This window comes from Citrobacter sp. RHBSTW-00599 (assembly GCF_013784065.1).
Lineage (GTDB): Bacteria > Pseudomonadota > Gammaproteobacteria > Enterobacterales > Enterobacteriaceae > Citrobacter > Citrobacter braakii.
The window spans coordinates 1,657,849-1,674,677 of sequence record NZ_CP056717.1 but is presented as its reverse complement, the minus strand read 5'-3'; the positions used below and the strand labels follow the sequence as shown (position 1 = coordinate 1,674,677).

General features: G+C 55.0%; 17 protein-coding genes. 2 read left to right on the top strand and 15 right to left on the bottom strand.

Features of this window, described 5'->3' with window-relative positions; genetic code table 11:
- Nucleotides 1–2: 2 nt before the first annotated feature.
- From pmrD to HV243_RS08025, 9 genes are all read right to left on the bottom strand, one after another.
- Nucleotides 3–266, bottom strand: a complete 264-nt coding sequence (pmrD, locus tag HV243_RS08065) for a signal transduction protein PmrD (RefSeq protein ID WP_016153821.1) — start codon at nucleotides 264–266, stop codon at nucleotides 3–5.
- A 95-nt stretch (nucleotides 267–361) separates the two neighbouring features.
- Entirely contained in the window at nucleotides 362–1,786 is a 1,425-nt protein-coding gene (menE, locus tag HV243_RS08060) for an o-succinylbenzoate--CoA ligase (protein ID WP_046275932.1), read from the bottom strand.
- On the bottom strand, nucleotides 1,783–2,745 hold the full coding sequence (gene menC / locus HV243_RS08055) for an o-succinylbenzoate synthase (protein WP_053389240.1): 963 nt from the start codon (nucleotides 2,743–2,745) through the stop codon (nucleotides 1,783–1,785). Before menC ends, menE begins: the two co-directional genes overlap by 4 nt.
- On the bottom strand, nucleotides 2,745–3,602 hold the full coding sequence (gene menB / locus HV243_RS08050) for a 1,4-dihydroxy-2-naphthoyl-CoA synthase (RefSeq protein ID WP_053389241.1): 858 nt from the start codon (nucleotides 3,600–3,602) through the stop codon (nucleotides 2,745–2,747). Before menB ends, menC begins: the two co-directional genes overlap by 1 nt.
- Before the next feature lie 14 nt (nucleotides 3,603–3,616).
- The gene (gene menH / locus HV243_RS08045) at nucleotides 3,617–4,375 is read right to left on the bottom strand and encodes a 2-succinyl-6-hydroxy-2,4-cyclohexadiene-1-carboxylate synthase (protein WP_053389242.1); all 759 of its coding nucleotides are present in this window, start codon (nucleotides 4,373–4,375) and stop codon (nucleotides 3,617–3,619) included.
- Nucleotides 4,372–6,042, bottom strand: a complete 1,671-nt coding sequence (gene menD / locus HV243_RS08040) for a 2-succinyl-5-enolpyruvyl-6-hydroxy-3-cyclohexene-1-carboxylic-acid synthase (RefSeq protein WP_019077287.1) — start codon at nucleotides 6,040–6,042, stop codon at nucleotides 4,372–4,374. Before menD ends, menH begins: the two co-directional genes overlap by 4 nt.
- A gap of 84 nt (nucleotides 6,043–6,126) precedes the next feature.
- Nucleotides 6,127–7,425 carry an isochorismate synthase MenF gene (gene menF / locus HV243_RS08035; protein WP_053389243.1) on the bottom strand — a complete coding sequence of 433 codons (1,299 nt, stop codon included), beginning with the start codon at nucleotides 7,423–7,425 and terminating at the stop codon, nucleotides 6,127–6,129.
- Nucleotides 7,426–7,529: 104 nt separating this feature from the next.
- On the bottom strand, nucleotides 7,530–7,835 hold the full coding sequence (gene elaB, locus HV243_RS08030) for a stress response protein ElaB (protein ID WP_003027683.1): 306 nt from the start codon (nucleotides 7,833–7,835) through the stop codon (nucleotides 7,530–7,532).
- A gap of 63 nt (nucleotides 7,836–7,898) precedes the next feature.
- A complete protein-coding gene (locus HV243_RS08025) occupies nucleotides 7,899–8,360 on the bottom strand; it encodes a GNAT family N-acetyltransferase (RefSeq protein ID WP_016153827.1) in 462 nt (153 codons plus the stop codon).
- A gap of 67 nt (nucleotides 8,361–8,427) precedes the next feature.
- Between HV243_RS08025 and rbn the strand changes: the two genes are divergently transcribed.
- Entirely contained in the window at nucleotides 8,428–9,345 is a 918-nt protein-coding gene (rbn, locus tag HV243_RS08020) for a ribonuclease BN (protein ID WP_053389244.1), read from the top strand.
- A 64-nt stretch (nucleotides 9,346–9,409) separates the two neighbouring features.
- The gene (locus tag HV243_RS08015) at nucleotides 9,410–10,414 is read left to right on the top strand and encodes a chemotaxis protein (RefSeq protein WP_016157041.1); all 1,005 of its coding nucleotides are present in this window, start codon (nucleotides 9,410–9,412) and stop codon (nucleotides 10,412–10,414) included.
- A gap of 92 nt (nucleotides 10,415–10,506) precedes the next feature.
- Here HV243_RS08015 and nuoN read toward each other — a convergent pair whose 3' ends face one another.
- The 6 genes from nuoN to nuoI form a co-directional block, all read right to left on the bottom strand.
- Nucleotides 10,507–11,964 (bottom strand): NADH-quinone oxidoreductase subunit NuoN, encoded by a 1,458-nt coding sequence (nuoN, locus tag HV243_RS08010; protein WP_016153830.1) that lies wholly within the window; start codon nucleotides 11,962–11,964, stop codon nucleotides 10,507–10,509.
- Between the two features lie 6 nt (nucleotides 11,965–11,970).
- Entirely contained in the window at nucleotides 11,971–13,500 is a 1,530-nt protein-coding gene (gene nuoM, locus HV243_RS08005) for an NADH-quinone oxidoreductase subunit M (protein ID WP_016153831.1), read from the bottom strand.
- Between the two features lie 76 nt (nucleotides 13,501–13,576).
- Complete coding sequence (gene nuoL, locus HV243_RS08000; protein WP_016153832.1) at nucleotides 13,577–15,418, bottom strand: NADH-quinone oxidoreductase subunit L; 1,842 nt, start codon at nucleotides 15,416–15,418, stop codon at nucleotides 13,577–13,579.
- Nucleotides 15,415–15,717 carry an NADH-quinone oxidoreductase subunit NuoK gene (gene nuoK / locus HV243_RS07995; protein ID WP_006683663.1) on the bottom strand — a complete coding sequence of 101 codons (303 nt, stop codon included), beginning with the start codon at nucleotides 15,715–15,717 and terminating at the stop codon, nucleotides 15,415–15,417. Before nuoK ends, nuoL begins: the two co-directional genes overlap by 4 nt.
- Entirely contained in the window at nucleotides 15,714–16,268 is a 555-nt protein-coding gene (gene nuoJ, locus HV243_RS07990; RefSeq protein ID WP_016153833.1) for an NADH-quinone oxidoreductase subunit J, read from the bottom strand. Before nuoJ ends, nuoK begins: the two co-directional genes overlap by 4 nt.
- Before the next feature lie 11 nt (nucleotides 16,269–16,279).
- The gene (gene nuoI, locus HV243_RS07985) at nucleotides 16,280–16,822 is read right to left on the bottom strand and encodes an NADH-quinone oxidoreductase subunit NuoI (protein WP_005129470.1); all 543 of its coding nucleotides are present in this window, start codon (nucleotides 16,820–16,822) and stop codon (nucleotides 16,280–16,282) included.
- Between the last annotated feature and the right edge of the window lie 7 nt (nucleotides 16,823–16,829).

The following is a 16,829-nucleotide window of genomic DNA, read 5'->3' as shown; positions in this document are numbered from 1 at the left end:
GATTATTTATCTTCAGACAGTCGTAACAGGCGTTCCCATTCGTCGCACATGTACTGTCTGGCATCAACTATTTTGATTAACCGTGAGGTATCGCGATTAATGCAATACAGTGCATCTTTCAGCGGTGAAAGGAGGTCTCCGGGCTTAACCCACTCGGAAGATTGCGCCTCAGCCAGCATCTTTAGCGAACCGCCGCTATCACAAAGTACGATATAGAGCCTGCCTGCTTTTTTGTGACAGCAAGACTTCTTCACATGCCATTCCATAGCGCACCTTTTGTTAAAAAATTTCACAACAGGTTACACTTTAGCAGATAAACAAAATGACAATAGCGACTCAATGGCGAAAGTGAGAAATGTAATTACTGTTTGCTTAATTTTAACAATGAAGCACTTACCCAATCTGACAGCGCACGACGAGAAATTTTAATCCCTCCGGATTTTAGTTCAGGTGGCAATGTCAGCCAGCATACCGGTTGCTGAAAGCGGGCCAGCTTATCTTTCACCCACTCTGCCAGATTTGTGTCACCCGCATTGGTGTCATACTCAACGACCGCCACCGGGCGATGACCAAACTCTTTGTCTTCTATCGGCACAATGAAAGCTTGCAGAACATGCGGATGCGCAGCAATCACGCGTTCCACCTCTTCCGGCTGTATGCCTTCCCCGCCGCTAAAGAACAGATTGTCCATCCGACCGACAATAGTTAACTTGCCGTCCTTCAACACCCCGCGATCGCGGGTGGCAAACCAGCCTTCCGCATTTACTAAAGGAATCAGCTGCCCGTTACGCCAGTAACCTTGTGCCATGCTGGCGGCACGCAGCCAGACTTCACCATCAACGATTCTGACTTCTCTGCCTGCCAGGGGCGACCCCACATCCGCCAGGCCATCCGCTTCTTTCGCACAGACCGTAGAAGCAAACTCCGTTAAACCGTAACCGCACCAGCAGCGAATCCTTTGCTCGCGCGCCTGTTCCGTCAATTCAACAGGAATTGCCGCGCCACCCAGGAGCACTGCTTTGAGCGTTACCGCCGTTTTGTTGACCAGCAGGCGCCACAGCTGCGTGGGCACCAGCGAAGCATGAGTGCATCCAGCCAGCATTTGCTCCAATGGTTGCTTGTCGCGCACGGTCATTCGTGCCCCGGCAAACAACCAACGCCACAAAATACCCTGGCCGGAAACATGAAACAGCGGCAGCGAGAGCAGCCAGTCATCTTCAGCGTCAAACGGCATTAATGACAACACGCCCTGCGCGCTTGCCAGATGAGCCTGACAGGTATGCACCGCTGCCTTTGGCAATCCGGTAGAACCTGAGGTTAACGTCATCGTGCTCAACCGCTGGGGTAACCACGCGGCGGCATGCTTGCCTGGCACTGCCTGCATCTGCAACGGATGGAGTCCCGTGAGAACATTAGCTGCCTCAAGATCCAGTGCAAAACGCAGCGTTAAGCCCGGGACCAGCGCGTCAAGCAGCGATTGAGGCAGCTGTGGGTTCACAGGTAAAACCCGCGCCCCACATTGCAACAATGCCAGCCAGGCCAGCAAAGCACGCGGATGATTCCAGGCGCGAAGCAGGACGCCATCGCCCTCTTCCACGCCCTGAGCGGCAAAACCGCTGGCCAGATGGTCAACGCGCGTGCAGAGCTCGCTCCAGCTTAATACTTCATCGTTGAGGCGTAGAGCAGGCACCTCTGCACGAACCTGTCGCCAGTGACGCCACGGCCAGTCATCGGGTTGTACCAGGCCCGATATGCTTACGCTATCGGGCATTTCCCGCTGGGTCATAGCAGGCGTTCCAGCGCATCAACATCGATACACGGCAATGCGCTACCCGGCCAGGTGCGTACCTGCTGGCACTGCATCAGGCTCAGGGTATCCAGCCCCGGAATGGTCTGCGGCGTCAGCCAGGCGGCAATTCGCGCCAGTTGGGTTAAGCCCAGGCTCGACTCGATCGACGAACTAATAACAGCGGTGAGACCAAGCGCATGCGCCGCTGCCACCTGTTCGCGCACTTTATCGAGACTGCCCGTCAGCGTAGGTTTGATAACCACTGCCTTGACGCCCTCTTCGGCTTCGAAGATGAAATCCGCTTCACGCAGGCTTTCATCCCAGGCAATGGCAATGCCGGTTTCACGCGCAAAAGCACGAGAGTCATCGCGAGTTTTGCATGGCTCTTCGAGAAAAGCGATGCGCCCGCGGTGCTCTGGATTAACGTACTTCGCGAACTGCTGGGCTTTCAACGGCGTCCAGGCTCGGTTGGCGTCAAGTCGCAAATGCAGCTCCGGGATAGCCTCAAGCAGCAGGTTGGCGACCATACCGTCACGAACCGCTTCATACAGTCCGACCTTGATCTTCGCTACTTTTTCACCCGGCATGTCCGCCAGTTGCAGTACCAGATCATCAGGATCGCCCGTACACAGCGGCGCTGCACGGTAGTCTGCGTCCTCTGGCAATACGCCAGCCAGTTCGGCCAGCGCACAGCTTGCGCCAAAGGCGACCGAAGGAAGCTGCGGTAAGGAAGAATCCCCCTGTAGCCAGCCGTTGACCCAGGCCAGCAGCTCGGTTTGCGCCTCTTCCCAGCTCTCCTGACTGAAGCCCGGCAGCGGGGAGATCTCTCCCCACCCTTCGCGCTCGCCGTCACAAAGGCGAACGTACAGCCCGTCACGCGTTTTTAACCGCCTGTCGCGCAGAATCACCCCCGCGTCCATGGGGATCTGCCAGCGGTATACCTGCGCGCTACGCATTACGGATTCCGTTTAAATTTGCTGAAATCCGGCTGACGTTTCTGGTTAAAGGCGTTACGGCCTTCCTGACCTTCTTCCGTCATGTAGAACAGCATGGTGGCGTTACCCGCCAGCTCTTGCAGACCAGCCTGACCATCGCAGTCGGCGTTCAGTGCAGCTTTCAGGCAGCGCAACGCCATCGGGCTGTTTTGCAGCATTTCACGACACCAGCGTACGGTCTCTTTTTCCAGATCGACCAGCGGAACCACGGTGTTTACCAGGCCCATATCCAGCGCTTGCTTCGCATCGTACTGACGGCACAGGAACCAGATTTCACGCGCTTTTTTCTGACCGACAATACGCGCCATGTAAGAGGCACCCCAACCGCCATCGAAGGAACCGACTTTCGGACCGGTCTGGCCGAAGATGGCGTTTTCAGCCGCAATGGTCAGGTCACACATCATGTGCAGCACATGGCCGCCGCCGATGGAAAAGCCTGCAACCATCGCCACTACCGGCTTCGGACAGGTACGAATCTGGCGCTGGAAGTCCAGTACGTTCAGGTGATGCACACCGGAATCATCCTGGTATCCGCCGTAGTCACCGCGCACTTTCTGATCGCCACCTGCGCAGAACGCTTTGTCGCCAGCACCGGTCAGAATAATCACGCCAATGTTGTCATCATAGCGAGCATCCGCCAGCGCCTGGATCATCTCTTTCACGGTGACCGGACGGAAGGCATTGCGTACCTGCGGACGATTAATGGTGATCTTTGCGATACCGTCGGTGGATTTCTCGTAGAGAATGTCGGTGTAGCCTTCAGAGCAATCGTGCCATTCTACCGGTGCGTAAAGCATTGTTTCATCAGGATAGATCATAAAATGTCCTATAGTCAGCGATGCAGAATCTGAGCCAGACAGTCCACCACGCCAGCGGGATTGTCCCGATGCGCGTTGTGTCCGGCATTACGAATCACATGGCTTGGTACGGATATTTCCGCCGCCAGAGCGCGGAATTTATCGTCACGTTCACCACATAAATAATAAAACGGAAATGTGCGCGCAGTGAGTTGCGCACGTAAATCAGGTTGTACGGCTAGCGAGGTGGCCTCCAGCATCGCTGCCAGCGTATGCCCGTTATTCTGGCTACGCAGTGCGACCAGCGCTTCTCTTTGCGCCGCATTCAGCGAGGAAAACACTGGCTGTTGATACCAGTCAATAAACACCTCGCACAACGGCTCAGCGCGAAAACGCGCAGCCCAGCGACCATCAGAGAGGTGACGCTGAACGCGCGCCTCCTCACTTTGCAAGCCTGGATGTCCACCTTCAACCACCAGACCGCACAGTCCTGGCATCTCCTGACAAGCCGCCATCATCGCGACTCTGCCGCCAAGAGAGTAACCTACCAACCAGTATTTAAGTATGTTGTAACTAATCAGCGTGTTACGCAGCAAAGCGCTTACGTCGTCGAATCCGCTCACGCTGATGTCAGCGGAGCCACCGTGTCCCGGCAGGTCGATATACAGCCGCGAATAATTCTTAAACGCTTCGCCAACCGTCTGCCATTCCCGACAATCACCGGAAAAACCGTGCAGGAAAACCAGCCAGGGAAATCCCGTCTGGCCCACTTTCGCCTGCGCGTGCAGGATCATAGATGGCTTACCTGCGCCAGCAGTTGCTGCAGGGTTTGCGCCCCATCAGTTTCGTTTACCACCAGCTCAATCACCGTTGCCGCCGGAGTACGCCAGGCGTTAGTCAGCGCGCGCTCCAGTTGCTCCCAGTTTTCCGGGCGCTGGTATTTAAGGTTAAACATGGCGGCAGCATGCTCAAAATGCACGTTCTGCGGCATCAGGTAGAACCGTTCGCGTTCGCTTGCTGGCGTCGGCAACAGGGAAAAAATTTGCCCGCCGTTATTATTGACCACTATCAGGACAAACGGCGCGGAAACCTGGCGCAATAACGCCAGCGCATTGAGGTCATACAGCGCAGATAAATCGCCGACGATAGCCAGCGTCGATTTCGCGCTGGCGCGCTGTACGCCTGCTGCCGTTGACAGCAGGCCGTCAATGCCGCTCGCGCCACGGTTGCTATAGACCGGGTAACCCGCCGGAAGCTGCGACAGCGCATCAATCAGGCGCACCACCAGACTGTTGCCCACGAACAGTTGCCCCTGCTCCGGTAAGTATTCGCGGATACGGTGGGCTAATTGCGCTTCACCAAACGCGTCGCGACGGGCTTCTACCGCCTGCCAGGCCAGTTGCGCCAGGCGTGGGATCTCCACGCACCAGGGCTGACGTTTCTCCGCCGGATGCAACTCCAGCCAGTCGCCAACCGTCGCTACCAGTCTGCGCCCACGATGGTGAGCCGGATCGAGGCGGCCTTCGATATTATCGACAATCCAGTATTCCTGCGGATCACAGCTGGCCTGCCATTGCAGGAGCCGTTTTCCGGTCAGGCTACTGCCAAGCTGCACCACAATCTGCGCCTGCTGTAATTCAGTGACCGCTTTCGCATTTCCCAGCCACAGGTCGGCGCACGGCAAAGGTTGTCCAGTTTGCGACAGAACATCGCCAATCAGCGGCCAGCCTAGCATCTGCGCCCACTGCGCAACCTTTTTGCCCTCTTCCGCGCTCATGCGGCCTGCAACAACAACGCCGCGTTTTTGTCGCCAGAAAAACCAGTCACGCTGTTTGTCGCTTTCCAGTCGACGCGACTCACGCAGCCAGGGTTTATCATCCTGCCACCAGTCGCCAAGGCGCTGCTGCCAGTCAATCCCCGTTTCGTCCATGTCGCCATACAGCGGTTCCGCAAATGGGCAATTGATATGAACCGCCCCGCTATGCAGCGCAGCTAAGGCGTTATCAATGGTGGATACCAGCCAACTAGCCGGAATGTTCTGGGTCGGGCGCGGTAAAGAGAGCGTTTGCGATGGATGCGAGGCAAACATTCCGGCCTGACGAATCGCCTGGTTAGCGCCGCAGTCGATAAGCTCAGGAGGTCTGTCAGCCGTGAGTAGAATCAGCTTTTCACCGGTCAGGCCCGCTTCAATCAACGCGGGATACAAATTTGCCACCGCCGTACCGGACGTCACAATCACAGCGACAGGCTGCCGGCTGACTTTTGCCAGACCTAAGGCCAGATGCCCAAGGCCACGCTCATCAAAATGAGTATGGTGAATAAAAGCCGGGTTTTCCGCAGCCGCCAGAGTCAACGGTGTAGAACGAGAGCCAGGGGCAATGCAGACATGCCTGACGCCGTGGCGAGTGAGTGCTTCCAGAATGACCGCCGCCCAGCGTCGGTTAAATGCGCTTACTGACATGAGATTGTCCGGTATCAATATTGCGACACAGTATAAAGAATCGAATAAATGGATTTTTGATATGAGTCGGTAATATACAACTCATTACCCTTCCATCTGTAATAAAGTGCGCAGTCCTGCCGCTTTATTGTCTATTTCTTGCCATTCCTGTTCAGGATCTGAACCACGCACGATCCCTGCCCCGGCATACAGGCGTATCACATTTTCACTAATTTTCGCCGACCGTAATGACACGCAAAACTCGCTTTGGCGCAGAGAAAGGTAACCCGCAGAACCGGCATACCATTCGCGTTCAAACGGTTCATTTTGTTGGATAAATTCACGCGCCAGCTCACGCGGAATACCTGCGACTGCCGCCGTGGGCTGGAGTTGCATCAGACAAAGCGTATCATCAGCCTGATTCAGTTCCGTCCAGATACAGCGGCGCAGGTGCTGCACTTTGCGCAGTCTGAGCACCTGCGGCGGCAGCACATCAAGAGTTTGCGTACAGCCTTGCAGACGCTGGCAAATATCTTCGACCACCAGCATATTCTCGCGCTGGTTTTTATCATCTTTCATTAGCCATTCCCCCAACTGCCAGGCCCGATGATCCTCAGGGTGGTTGGCAACGGTTCCCGCCAGCGCCTCGGTGCGCAGCGCCGTGTCACGCCGCCGATACAGACGTTCAGGGGAAGAACCAAGAAACGCACACTTTGCGGAGAACGCCATAAAGAAATGGTAGCAGTTCAGGTTTAGACGACGACTGGAAGCCATCACGGCCGCGGCGTTAACCGACTGAGAAAACTGTAAATCGGTCGCCCGCGCCAGCACGACCTTATCGAGTTGTTCCCCATTGATCGTTTGCGTGGCGAGTTTTATCAGGTCTGTCCAGCCAGTTTTATCCGGCCAGTTCTGTTCTCCCGTCAAACGCAGACGCAATGCGGGCAGCGGCTTTACGTTAGCGAGCGATGAGATAAACGCCAGCGCCTGCGCGGCGTCTTCACGCAGCGACACGTCGCTAAAGAGATGTAAGCGTAAGCTCGCCACCCCGGCGCAACGTCGCCACTCCAGCCGTGGCAATAACAAATGGCCGCGCTGAGGCTCAAAGGCATTCAGGCCCCAGATACGCAGGTCAGGATTATCATCATGCTGGTGTAAAAAATGCTGGGCTAATTCGAGCGAGGAAAATGTAGCAACAGCGCCCAGTACGGCGGCTTCTTCATCGCCATTACGCTGTTGCCAGTAAAACTGGGGCCAGACAGGTTGACTGGCCAGCCATCCTAAAGCGTCAAACGCATCATTCAGTGGGAAAGGGATATCGTAAATACGAATTCCAGGTGCTGCTGGTATCTCTTGCGACAAATGACGCATCAGACTTTCCAGCGCAGTAGTGATTGAATGCACGCGGACCTCTCCCTGTTAAAAACCTCACATTATACGGGGTACTGAGCAGAAAAAGCAGTACCCCCAGTTAGGGAGTACGTACAAATGCGCTGACGGAATGGAATTTATCGCCGTGCTAACAATAATCCCATCACTAAACCGACCGTGGCGCCAACGCCGATTCCGCGCCAGGGTTTTTCATGCACATAATCATCCGCCCGGCAAACGGCTTTCTTTGCGCGGTAATAGTAGCTGTCAGAGGCGTGGCTGACACGATTTCTCACCTCTTCTAACGCCCGCTCTGCCCGCGCTTTTAACTCAAGGTATTTTTGATCGGCTGGATCGCCGGAAGAACGCAGCACCTCCTCCAGCGTTTCACTCAATAATTCCAGATCGTCATCGATACGTGATTCATAAGAATGAAAAGACATTTTATTCTCCCTTTCTATTGACGTACCCGCTAACTATAGACAATCAGGCGTGTTTGCGCCTGTTTACGCCTGATGTGCTTCCCGCGCCATTCCGACGTGTGGAATACCGTCTTCGTCATAGATATCCGTGACCGGCACAAAGCCAAAGCGCGCATAGAATGATTGCAAATGTGCCTGCGCCCCCAGATACAGCGCCTTGTGCGGCCAATGCTGCGTACAGGAGGCCAGCGTCTGAGTCATTAGCTGTTGCCCCAATTTTTCACCCCGCAGCGCTTCGCTTACGATCACCCGCCCAATGACGACCGGCTCAAGCTCATCATCGCTTTTCAGAATCCTCGCATACGCCACCAGTTCATCGTTATGCCAACCCAGAATGTGCCGATTTTCACCACTCAGGTCATCACCATCCACATCCTGATACGGACACCGTTGCTCAACAACAAATACCGCACAGCGAAGCTCAAGAATGGCGTACAGCTGCTGTGTATTGAGCTTTGCATGGTGGAGATCTTGCCAGTGAATCATAGTCTGCCCCTTTGTTGTGATAACCTGAACACCCTGCCTTATTGATGGCGAAAAGTGTAACGCGAAGATGGAATTACTATTTTTAGGCACGTCTGCGGGAGTCCCCACGCGCTCACGCAATGTAACGGCAATTTTACTGAATCTGCAACACCCGACTCAGGCGGGGCTGTGGCTTTTCGATTGTGGTGAAGGAACGCAGCATCAGATGCTGACCACGCCATTTAACCCAGGAAAACTCGAACGTATTTTTATCAGCCATCTACACGGCGATCACCTGTTTGGTTTACCGGGGCTGCTGTGCAGTCGCTCAATGGCCGGGAACGTCCAGCCACTGACGCTTTACGGACCAAAGGGATTGCGAGAGTTTACCGAAACGGCTTTGCGTTTGAGCGGCTCCTGGACCGATTATCCGCTGGATATTGTCGAAATCACCGCGGGTGAAATTGTTGATGACGGCCTGCGTAAAGTAACGGCGTACCCGCTGGAGCATCCGCTGGAGTGCTACGGTTTTCGTGTTGAAGAACACGACAAACCGGGGGCACTTGACGCCAGCGCCTTGAAGGCGGCTGGTGTTAAAGCGGGCCCGTGGTTCCAGGATTTGAAAGCCGGGAAAACCATCGTGCTGGAGGATGGTCGAGCGATTAACGGTGCCGATTTTCTCGCCCCTGCCACCAGAGGAAAATCTGTGGCTATTTTCGGCGACACAGGACCTTGCGCGTCCGCCATTGAACTGGCACGCGGTGTGGATGTGATGGTACATGAAACCACACTGGACTCCTCAATGGAGGAAAAAGCCAACAGCCGCGGTCACAGCTCGACCCGACAAGCCGCCCATTTGGCGCTTGAGGCCGGAGTGGGACGCCTGATCATGACCCACGTTAGTTCACGCTACGATGAAAAAGGCTGTCAGCGGTTACTCGAAGAGTGCAAAGCAATATTTCCAGACACTGAACTGGCTCACGATTTCGCCATTTTCACCGTTTAATGCTCCATTTTTCCGCCTCAGTGCCGATAACAGTGGAAAGGCTGGCTTTCACACTGAGGACAGGATGAACAATTTCCAGAAAGATATTGATGACAGGACAAACCTAACCCTGTCTAACCGTTTTGAACTGCTGCTGTTTCGCCTTGGCAAATCCGTCGAGGAGCAGAAATCAGAACTGTTTGGCATCAACGTATTCAAACTGCGTGAAATCGTACCGATGCCGACCTTTACGCGTCCCGCAGGTATGAAAGCCCCGTTGCTGGGTATGGTTAACATTCGCGATCAGGTGATCCCGGTGATTGATCTGCCTGCCGTCGCGGGCTGTAAGCCAGAGACCGGACTCAACATCCTGTTGATCACGGAATATGCCCGCAGCGTTCAGGCGTTTGCGGTGGAGTCGGTAGAAAACATTATGCGTCTGGACTGGCAACAGGTGCATACCGCCGAGAAAGCCGTCAATGGTCGCTACATTACCAGTATCGCCTGTCTGGACGACAACAAAGAGACTAACAATCTGGCGCTGGTGCTCGATGTCGAACAGATCCTGTACGACATCGTACCGTCGAACCACGACCTGCGCGCAACAGAGCTGAAAACCAATAAGTTCAACATTACGCCGGGTGCGGTGGCGATTGTGGCTGATGATTCCAAAGTGGCTCGCGCGATGCTGGAAAAAGGGCTTAACGCCATGGAGATCCCACACTTGATGCATGTGACGGGCCAGGATGCGTGGGAAAAGATACAACAGCTATCTGAAGAAGCAGAAGCGGAAGGTAAACCAATCAGCGAGAAGATTGCGCTGGTGCTCACCGATCTGGAAATGCCGGAGATGGACGGTTTTACGCTTACCCGTAAGATAAAAACCGACGAACGCCTGAAGAAGATCCCGGTCGTTATCCACTCCTCACTTTCCGGTAGCGCCAATGAAGATCACGTACGCCGAGTGAAAGCAGATGGTTACGTGGCCAAATTCGAAGTCAATGAGCTGTCTTCAGTAATTCAGGAAGTGATGGATCGCACAGCGAAAGGCATCAGCGGCCCGCTGGTGAGCCGTCAACTTTCGGCCTGACGCCCCAGCAACTTGAAGTATGACGAGTATAGACAGGTAAAAAAAAGAGTCTGGACATTGTCCAGACTCTTTTTCGATCACAGCATGATGAATTACATCAGCGGAGCCGCTAACTGCACGATGCTGATCAACGGTTGCGGGTAGATACCCAGCACCAGTACCAGCAGGGCAGAAATCAGCACCACAATACCGCCCGCGCTGTACTGCCAGTTGGACGGCGCATCGCGATTCAGCTGCTGCGGTGCGCTCAGGTACAGGCTCACGGCAACGCGCAGGTAGTAGTACAAACCAATCGCGGAACCCACCACCACGGCGGCAACCAACCACCACAGATTAGCCTGCACACCCACCGCCAGTACGTAGAACTTACCGATAAAGCCCAGCGTCATCGGAATACCCGCCAGAGACAGCATCATCACCGTCATCACCGCCGCGAGGATCGGACGATGCCAGAACAGACCACGGTAGGAGAACAGAGAGTCTGCATCCGGACCGCGGTACGGGCTGGACATCAGGCTGACCACACCGAATGCGCCGAGGCTGCTGAACAGATAACCGGCCAGGTAAACGCCAACCGCTTCCATCGACATCTCGCCGCTCTGCAGGGCAATCAGCGCCACCAGCAGGTAACCGAGGTGAGAGATAGAAGAGTAACCAAGCAGACGTTTGATGTTGGTCTGGCTCAGCGCCATCAGGTTACCGAAGATAATAGAAGCAAAGGCAATCACACCCAGCACGATACGTACCGCTTCGCTATCACCTACCGGTGCGTACAGGAACAGACGCATCACCACGCCGAAGATAGCGATTTTGCTCGCCGTCGCCAGGAAGGTGGAAACCGGAGCCGGAGCGCCCTGGTATACGTCTGGCGTCCACAGGTGGAATGGAACCAGTGAGAGTTTAAAGCCGAGGCCAACAATCATCAGACCGAAGCCCGCCAGCAGCAGCGGTTCTTGCAGCATACCGTCGCCGAGGCTCTTACCGAGCGCGACAAACGACAGGTTGCCAGACTGCGCGTACACCAGCGCCATACCAAACAGCAGGAAGGAAGACGCTGCGGCAGACAGAATGGTGTATTTGATACTGGCTTCCAGCGAACGTTTCTGACGGAACGCATAGCCAACCAGACCAAACAGCGGCAGAGAGATAAGCTCAATACCAAGGAACAGCGCCGCCAGATGGTTAGCGTTAGCCAGCAGAATACCGCCGAGCGCGGCAATCAGCACCAGCAGATAGAACTCTTCCCGGTTGTCGTCGTAGCCTTCCAGCCACGGGTAAGCGAAGGTACAGGTGGCAAGACTCGCCAGCAGCACCAGCCCGGTGTAGAGCATGGCGAAACCGTCAACCCGCATCAGCGGGGTGACGTCCATAGCGCCCGCCTGGCCAACAAACCAGAGCGAAACCAGTGCGGCGTTAAGCCCAATGACCGACAGCGTGGCATTGAGGAAGTGATTGCGTCGCCACGCAATGGAGAGCATCACAACCACCACCGTCAAGCCGACGATCAGCAGCGGTAGCAGCGCAATCAGGTGTTGTGGAGTTATTGTCATGGCGATTTACGGCCTTGTAGTAGTAACGGAATTAACAAACCACTGCTGGATGTTGCTCATCGCAGAATGCGAGGTATCCAGAATCGGCTGCGGATAGAAGCCAAGCAGTACCAGAAGCACGACCAGCAACAGGATGATAAACAGCTCACGCAGCGACATCCCTGGCAGTTCAACACTGGCAATCTGGCTCTTCGCCTTACCAAAGTAAGCGCGATGCAGCATCGCCAGCGAGTAAACAGAAGCAAACACCAGACCAAATGTCGAGATCACGGTAATAACCGGAACCACCTGGTAGCTGCCGAACAGAATCATAAATTCGCCAACGAAGTTACCTGTACCCGGCATACCCAGCGTACACACTGCAAAGAACATTGACAGTGCAGGCAACCATTTCATTTTGCCCCACAGGCCGCCCATCATACGCATATCACGCGTGTGCAGACGTTCGTACAGCTGACCACACAGGATGAACAGACCGGCTGCGGACAGGCCGTGCGCGATCATCTGAATCACCGCACCCTGGTATGCCAGCTGGCTGCCGGTGTAGATAGCAATCAGTACGAAGCCCATGTGGGATACGGAGGTGTAAGCAATCAGACGTTTGATGTCGTACTGATTAAAGGCCATCCACGCGCCGTAGAAGATGCCGATGACGCCAAGCCACATTGCGATAGGTGCAAACTCCGCTGACGCATTCGGGAACAGCGGCAGGGAGAAGCGCAGCAGACCGTAGGCTGCGGTTTTCAGCAAGATACCAGCCAGGTCAACGGAACCTGCGGTCGGTGCCTGGGAGTGAGCATCCGGCAACCAGCCGTGCAGCGGAACCACCGGCATTTTCACCGCGAAAGCGATGAAGAAGCCCAGCATCAGCAGGTATTCCACGCCGTGGGACATCGGAGTATTCAGCAATTCTTCATAGTTGAAAGTCCACACGCCGGTCGCTTTGTAGTGCACAAACACCAGCGCCAGGATGGCAATCAACATCACCAGACCACTCGCCTGGGTATAAATGAAGAACTTGGTTGCTGCCGTGATACGCGTTTTACCGTCAGAGGCTTTATGCCCCCATAGCGCGATCAGGAAGTACATCGGCACCAGCATCATTTCCCAGAAGAAGAAGAACAGGAACATGTCGATGGCAAGGAACACGCCGATTACGCCGCCTAAGATCCACATCAGGTTCAGGTGGAAAAAGCCCTGGTATTTTTCGATTTCATTCCAGGAGCAAAGTACCGCCAGAACACCGAGCAGGCCGGTCAGCACCACCATCAGCAGCGACAGACCGTCGATAGCAAGATGAATCGAGATGCCAAAGCGTGGGATCCACGGCAGGACAAACTCAGACTGCCACTGCGGAATGCCAGTGGATTGCGTCAGTGAATAGCCGCCCTGCAACCAAAGTTGCAGGCCAAGCGCCAGCGTCAGTCCCATGGTAATCAGCGCGATCCAACGCGGCACCTTCACGCCAAAGCGTTCGGTCTGCCAGCACAGGAAGCCACCGATAAAGGGAATCAATATTAGCCAGGGTAGTAACATGGCGATTTTTATTCCTTTTTAAGGCCCCTAATAGAGGCCTGATTTTCAACGAATTTGGATAAAATTCACTTTACGATCAACGCAGTACCATCAACAGAGCCAGCACAACGACGGCACCGATGCTCATTGATGCTACATACCAACGCAGATAACCGTTCTCGCTTAACAACAGGCCTTTACCTGCAAAGCGGGAAAGGATCGCCGGAATGTTCATCATTGCGTTCAGCGGATCGCGTTTCAGCAGCCATGCAACGCCCAGGAACGGCTTGACGAACACTTTGTCGTACAGCCAGTCGAAGCCCCAGGCGTTATACCACCAGGTACCCAGCAGACGGCCTGGCGCACTGTTGGCAATCGACGTCACCAGAGTACGTTTACCCAGCCACAGCCATGCAGCGATCAGAATGCCTGCAATCGCGACGATACCGGAGGTAATTTCCAGGGTCATCACGCGACCATGCTCAAGCTCGGTCGTCGCAGGCAGTACACCCTGCAGCGGTGGCACAATCAGTGCGCCAACGAAGGTGGACAGGATCATCAGCACAATCAGCGGCAGATGATGTGTAATCCCCTTCCCTGCGTGAGCGTGAATTTGCTCTTTACCGTGGAACACGATGAAAATCATACGGAAGGTGTACAGAGAGGTCATGAACGCACCGACCAGACCTGCAACCATCAGATTAATATGACCGTTCGCCATCGCACCGGCCAGAATCTCATCCTTACTGAAGAAGCCTGCGGTAATCAGCGGCAGAGCCGACAGCGCCGCGCCACCGATCAGGAAGCAGAGATACACCAGCGGAATAGACTTACGCAGACCGCCCATCTTGAAGATGTTCTGTTCGTGGTGACAGGCCAGGATAACCGAGCCGGATGCCAGGAACAGCAGCGCTTTAAAGAAGGCGTGCGTCATCAGGTGGAAAATCGCCGCGTCCCACGCCTGAACCCCGAGAGCCAGGAACATATAACCAATCTGGCTCATGGTGGAGTATGCGAGAACGCGTTTGATGTCGGTCTGTACCAGCGCGGCGAAACCAGCCAGTACCAGAGTGATAGCCCCGATAATCCCCACCAGATGCAGGATTTCCGGCGTCATCAGGAACAGGCCGTGAGTACGTGCAATCAGGTAGACACCGGCGGTAACCATCGTCGCGGCGTGGATCAGCGCGGAGACAGGCGTCGGACCTGCCATCGCGTCAGCAAGCCATGTCTGCAACGGCAGCTGCGCGGATTTACCCACCGCACCGCCCAGCAGCATCAGGGTTGCCCACATCAGCATGTTGTTACCATCTGCAAAGTGAGCAGGTGCCAGTTCCACCATTTCGCGGAAGTTCAGCGTGCCCAGCTCGTTGTAGAGGATAAACAATGCGAAGGCGAGGAACACGTCACCCACACGGGTCACCACGAAGGCTTTCATTGCCGCAGCGCCATTCTTCGGATCGGTGTAATAGAAACCGATCAGCAGATAGGAGCACAGGCCCACGCCTTCCCAGCCGAGGTACATCAGCAGCAGGTTATCCGCCAGTACCAGAACCACCATGCTGGCGATAAACAGGTTGGTGTAGGCGAAGAAACGGGAGTATCCCTCTTCACCGCGCATATACCAGGAGGCGAACATGTGGATCAGGAAACCCACACCGGTCACCACACTGAGCATGGTCAGCGACAGGCCGTCCAGCACCAGGTTAAAACCGATATTGAAGTCACCGACAGACATCCACGTCCACAGCGGCTGGCTGTAGGCCTGTTGACCATTAGCAAAGAAGTCAACGCCAACAAACGCGGTCACCAGCGCCGCCAGGCCAATCGACCCGACGCCCACGGTCGCGGACAGATTTTCTGACCAACGACCACGAGAGAACGCCAGTAATACAAAGCCAATAAATGGCAGAATAATGGTTAAGGCAAGCATGTTCATCCACGCATCTCACTTACTGAATCGATGTTCAGGTTCTGGCGACGGCGATGAAGTTGCAGCAACAGCGCAAGTCCAATGCTCGCTTCCGCAGCCGCAAGGCTGATGGCGAGAATATACATCACCTGACCATCGGTCTGGCCCCAGTAGCTTCCGGCGACCACGAAGGCCAGCGCGGAGGCGTTAATCATGATTTCCAGCCCGATCAGCATAAACAGCAGATTGCGGCGGATAACCAGACCGGTTAAGCCCAGTACGAATAAGACAGCCGCGAGGATCAGTCCATGTTGTAAGGGGATCATGCGTGCTCCTCCGTTTTTCTTTTCGCGCGGTCATCGGTGCGATTGCTCAGCACTTCACCAGAACGCTCTTCGCGCCCTACGTGGAAGGCTACAACCAGACCTGCCAGCAGCAGCATCGAAGCCAGCTCGACCGCCAGTACATACGGTCCGAACAGGGAAATACCGACAGCTTTCGCGCTAATTGGCGTCCCGTCGATGCCCTGATCGTTAACACCCAGAATGGCATAAACAATAACCGCCAGCATGATGGCCGACAGAATCGCCGGTCCAATCCACACCTGCGGTTTCAGCCACTGGCGTTCCTGTTCAATTTCAGAACCACCGAGGTTGAGCATCATGACCACGAACACGAACAACACCATGATGGCGCCCGCGTAGACGATTATTTCCAGCGCCCCCGCGAAGTAAGCACCTAACGAGAAGAACACCCCGGAAATCGCCAGCAGCGAAATAATCAGGTACAGCAGTGCGTGTACCGGATTGGTGTGGGTGATCACCCGCAAGGTTGCGAGAATGGCTATCAGGCCACAGATATAAAAAGCGAACTCCATTGCCCCTCTCCTTACGGTAACAGGCTCTTGACGTCGATAGGCTTGGCTTCGTTCTCTGCTTCGCCCTTATCTTTGCCGTCGATTGCCATACCTGCCATCCGGTAGAAGTTATATTCCGGGTATTTACCCGGACCGGAGATCAGCAGATCCTCTTTCTCGTAAACCAGGTCCTGGCGCTTGTACTCACCCAGCTCGAAATCTGGAGTCAGCTGAATAGCCGTTGTCGGACAGGCTTCTTCGCACAGGCCGCAGAAAATGCAGCGTGAGAAGTTAATGCGGAAAAACTCCGGATACCAGCGGCCGTCTTTGGTCTCTGCTTTTTGCAAAGAGATACAGCCTACCGGACACGCTACCGCACACAGGTTACAGGCAACGCAGCGCTCTTCGCCGTCCGGGTCACGGGTCAGAACGATACGACCACGAAAACGGGGCGGTAGATAGACCGGCTCTTCCGGGTACATCTGCGTTTCGCGTTTCGCGAACGCATGCAGGCCGATCATCCAGATACTGCGTACCTGGGTGCCGAAACCTACTAACAATTCTTTTAAGGTCATGGTCTTT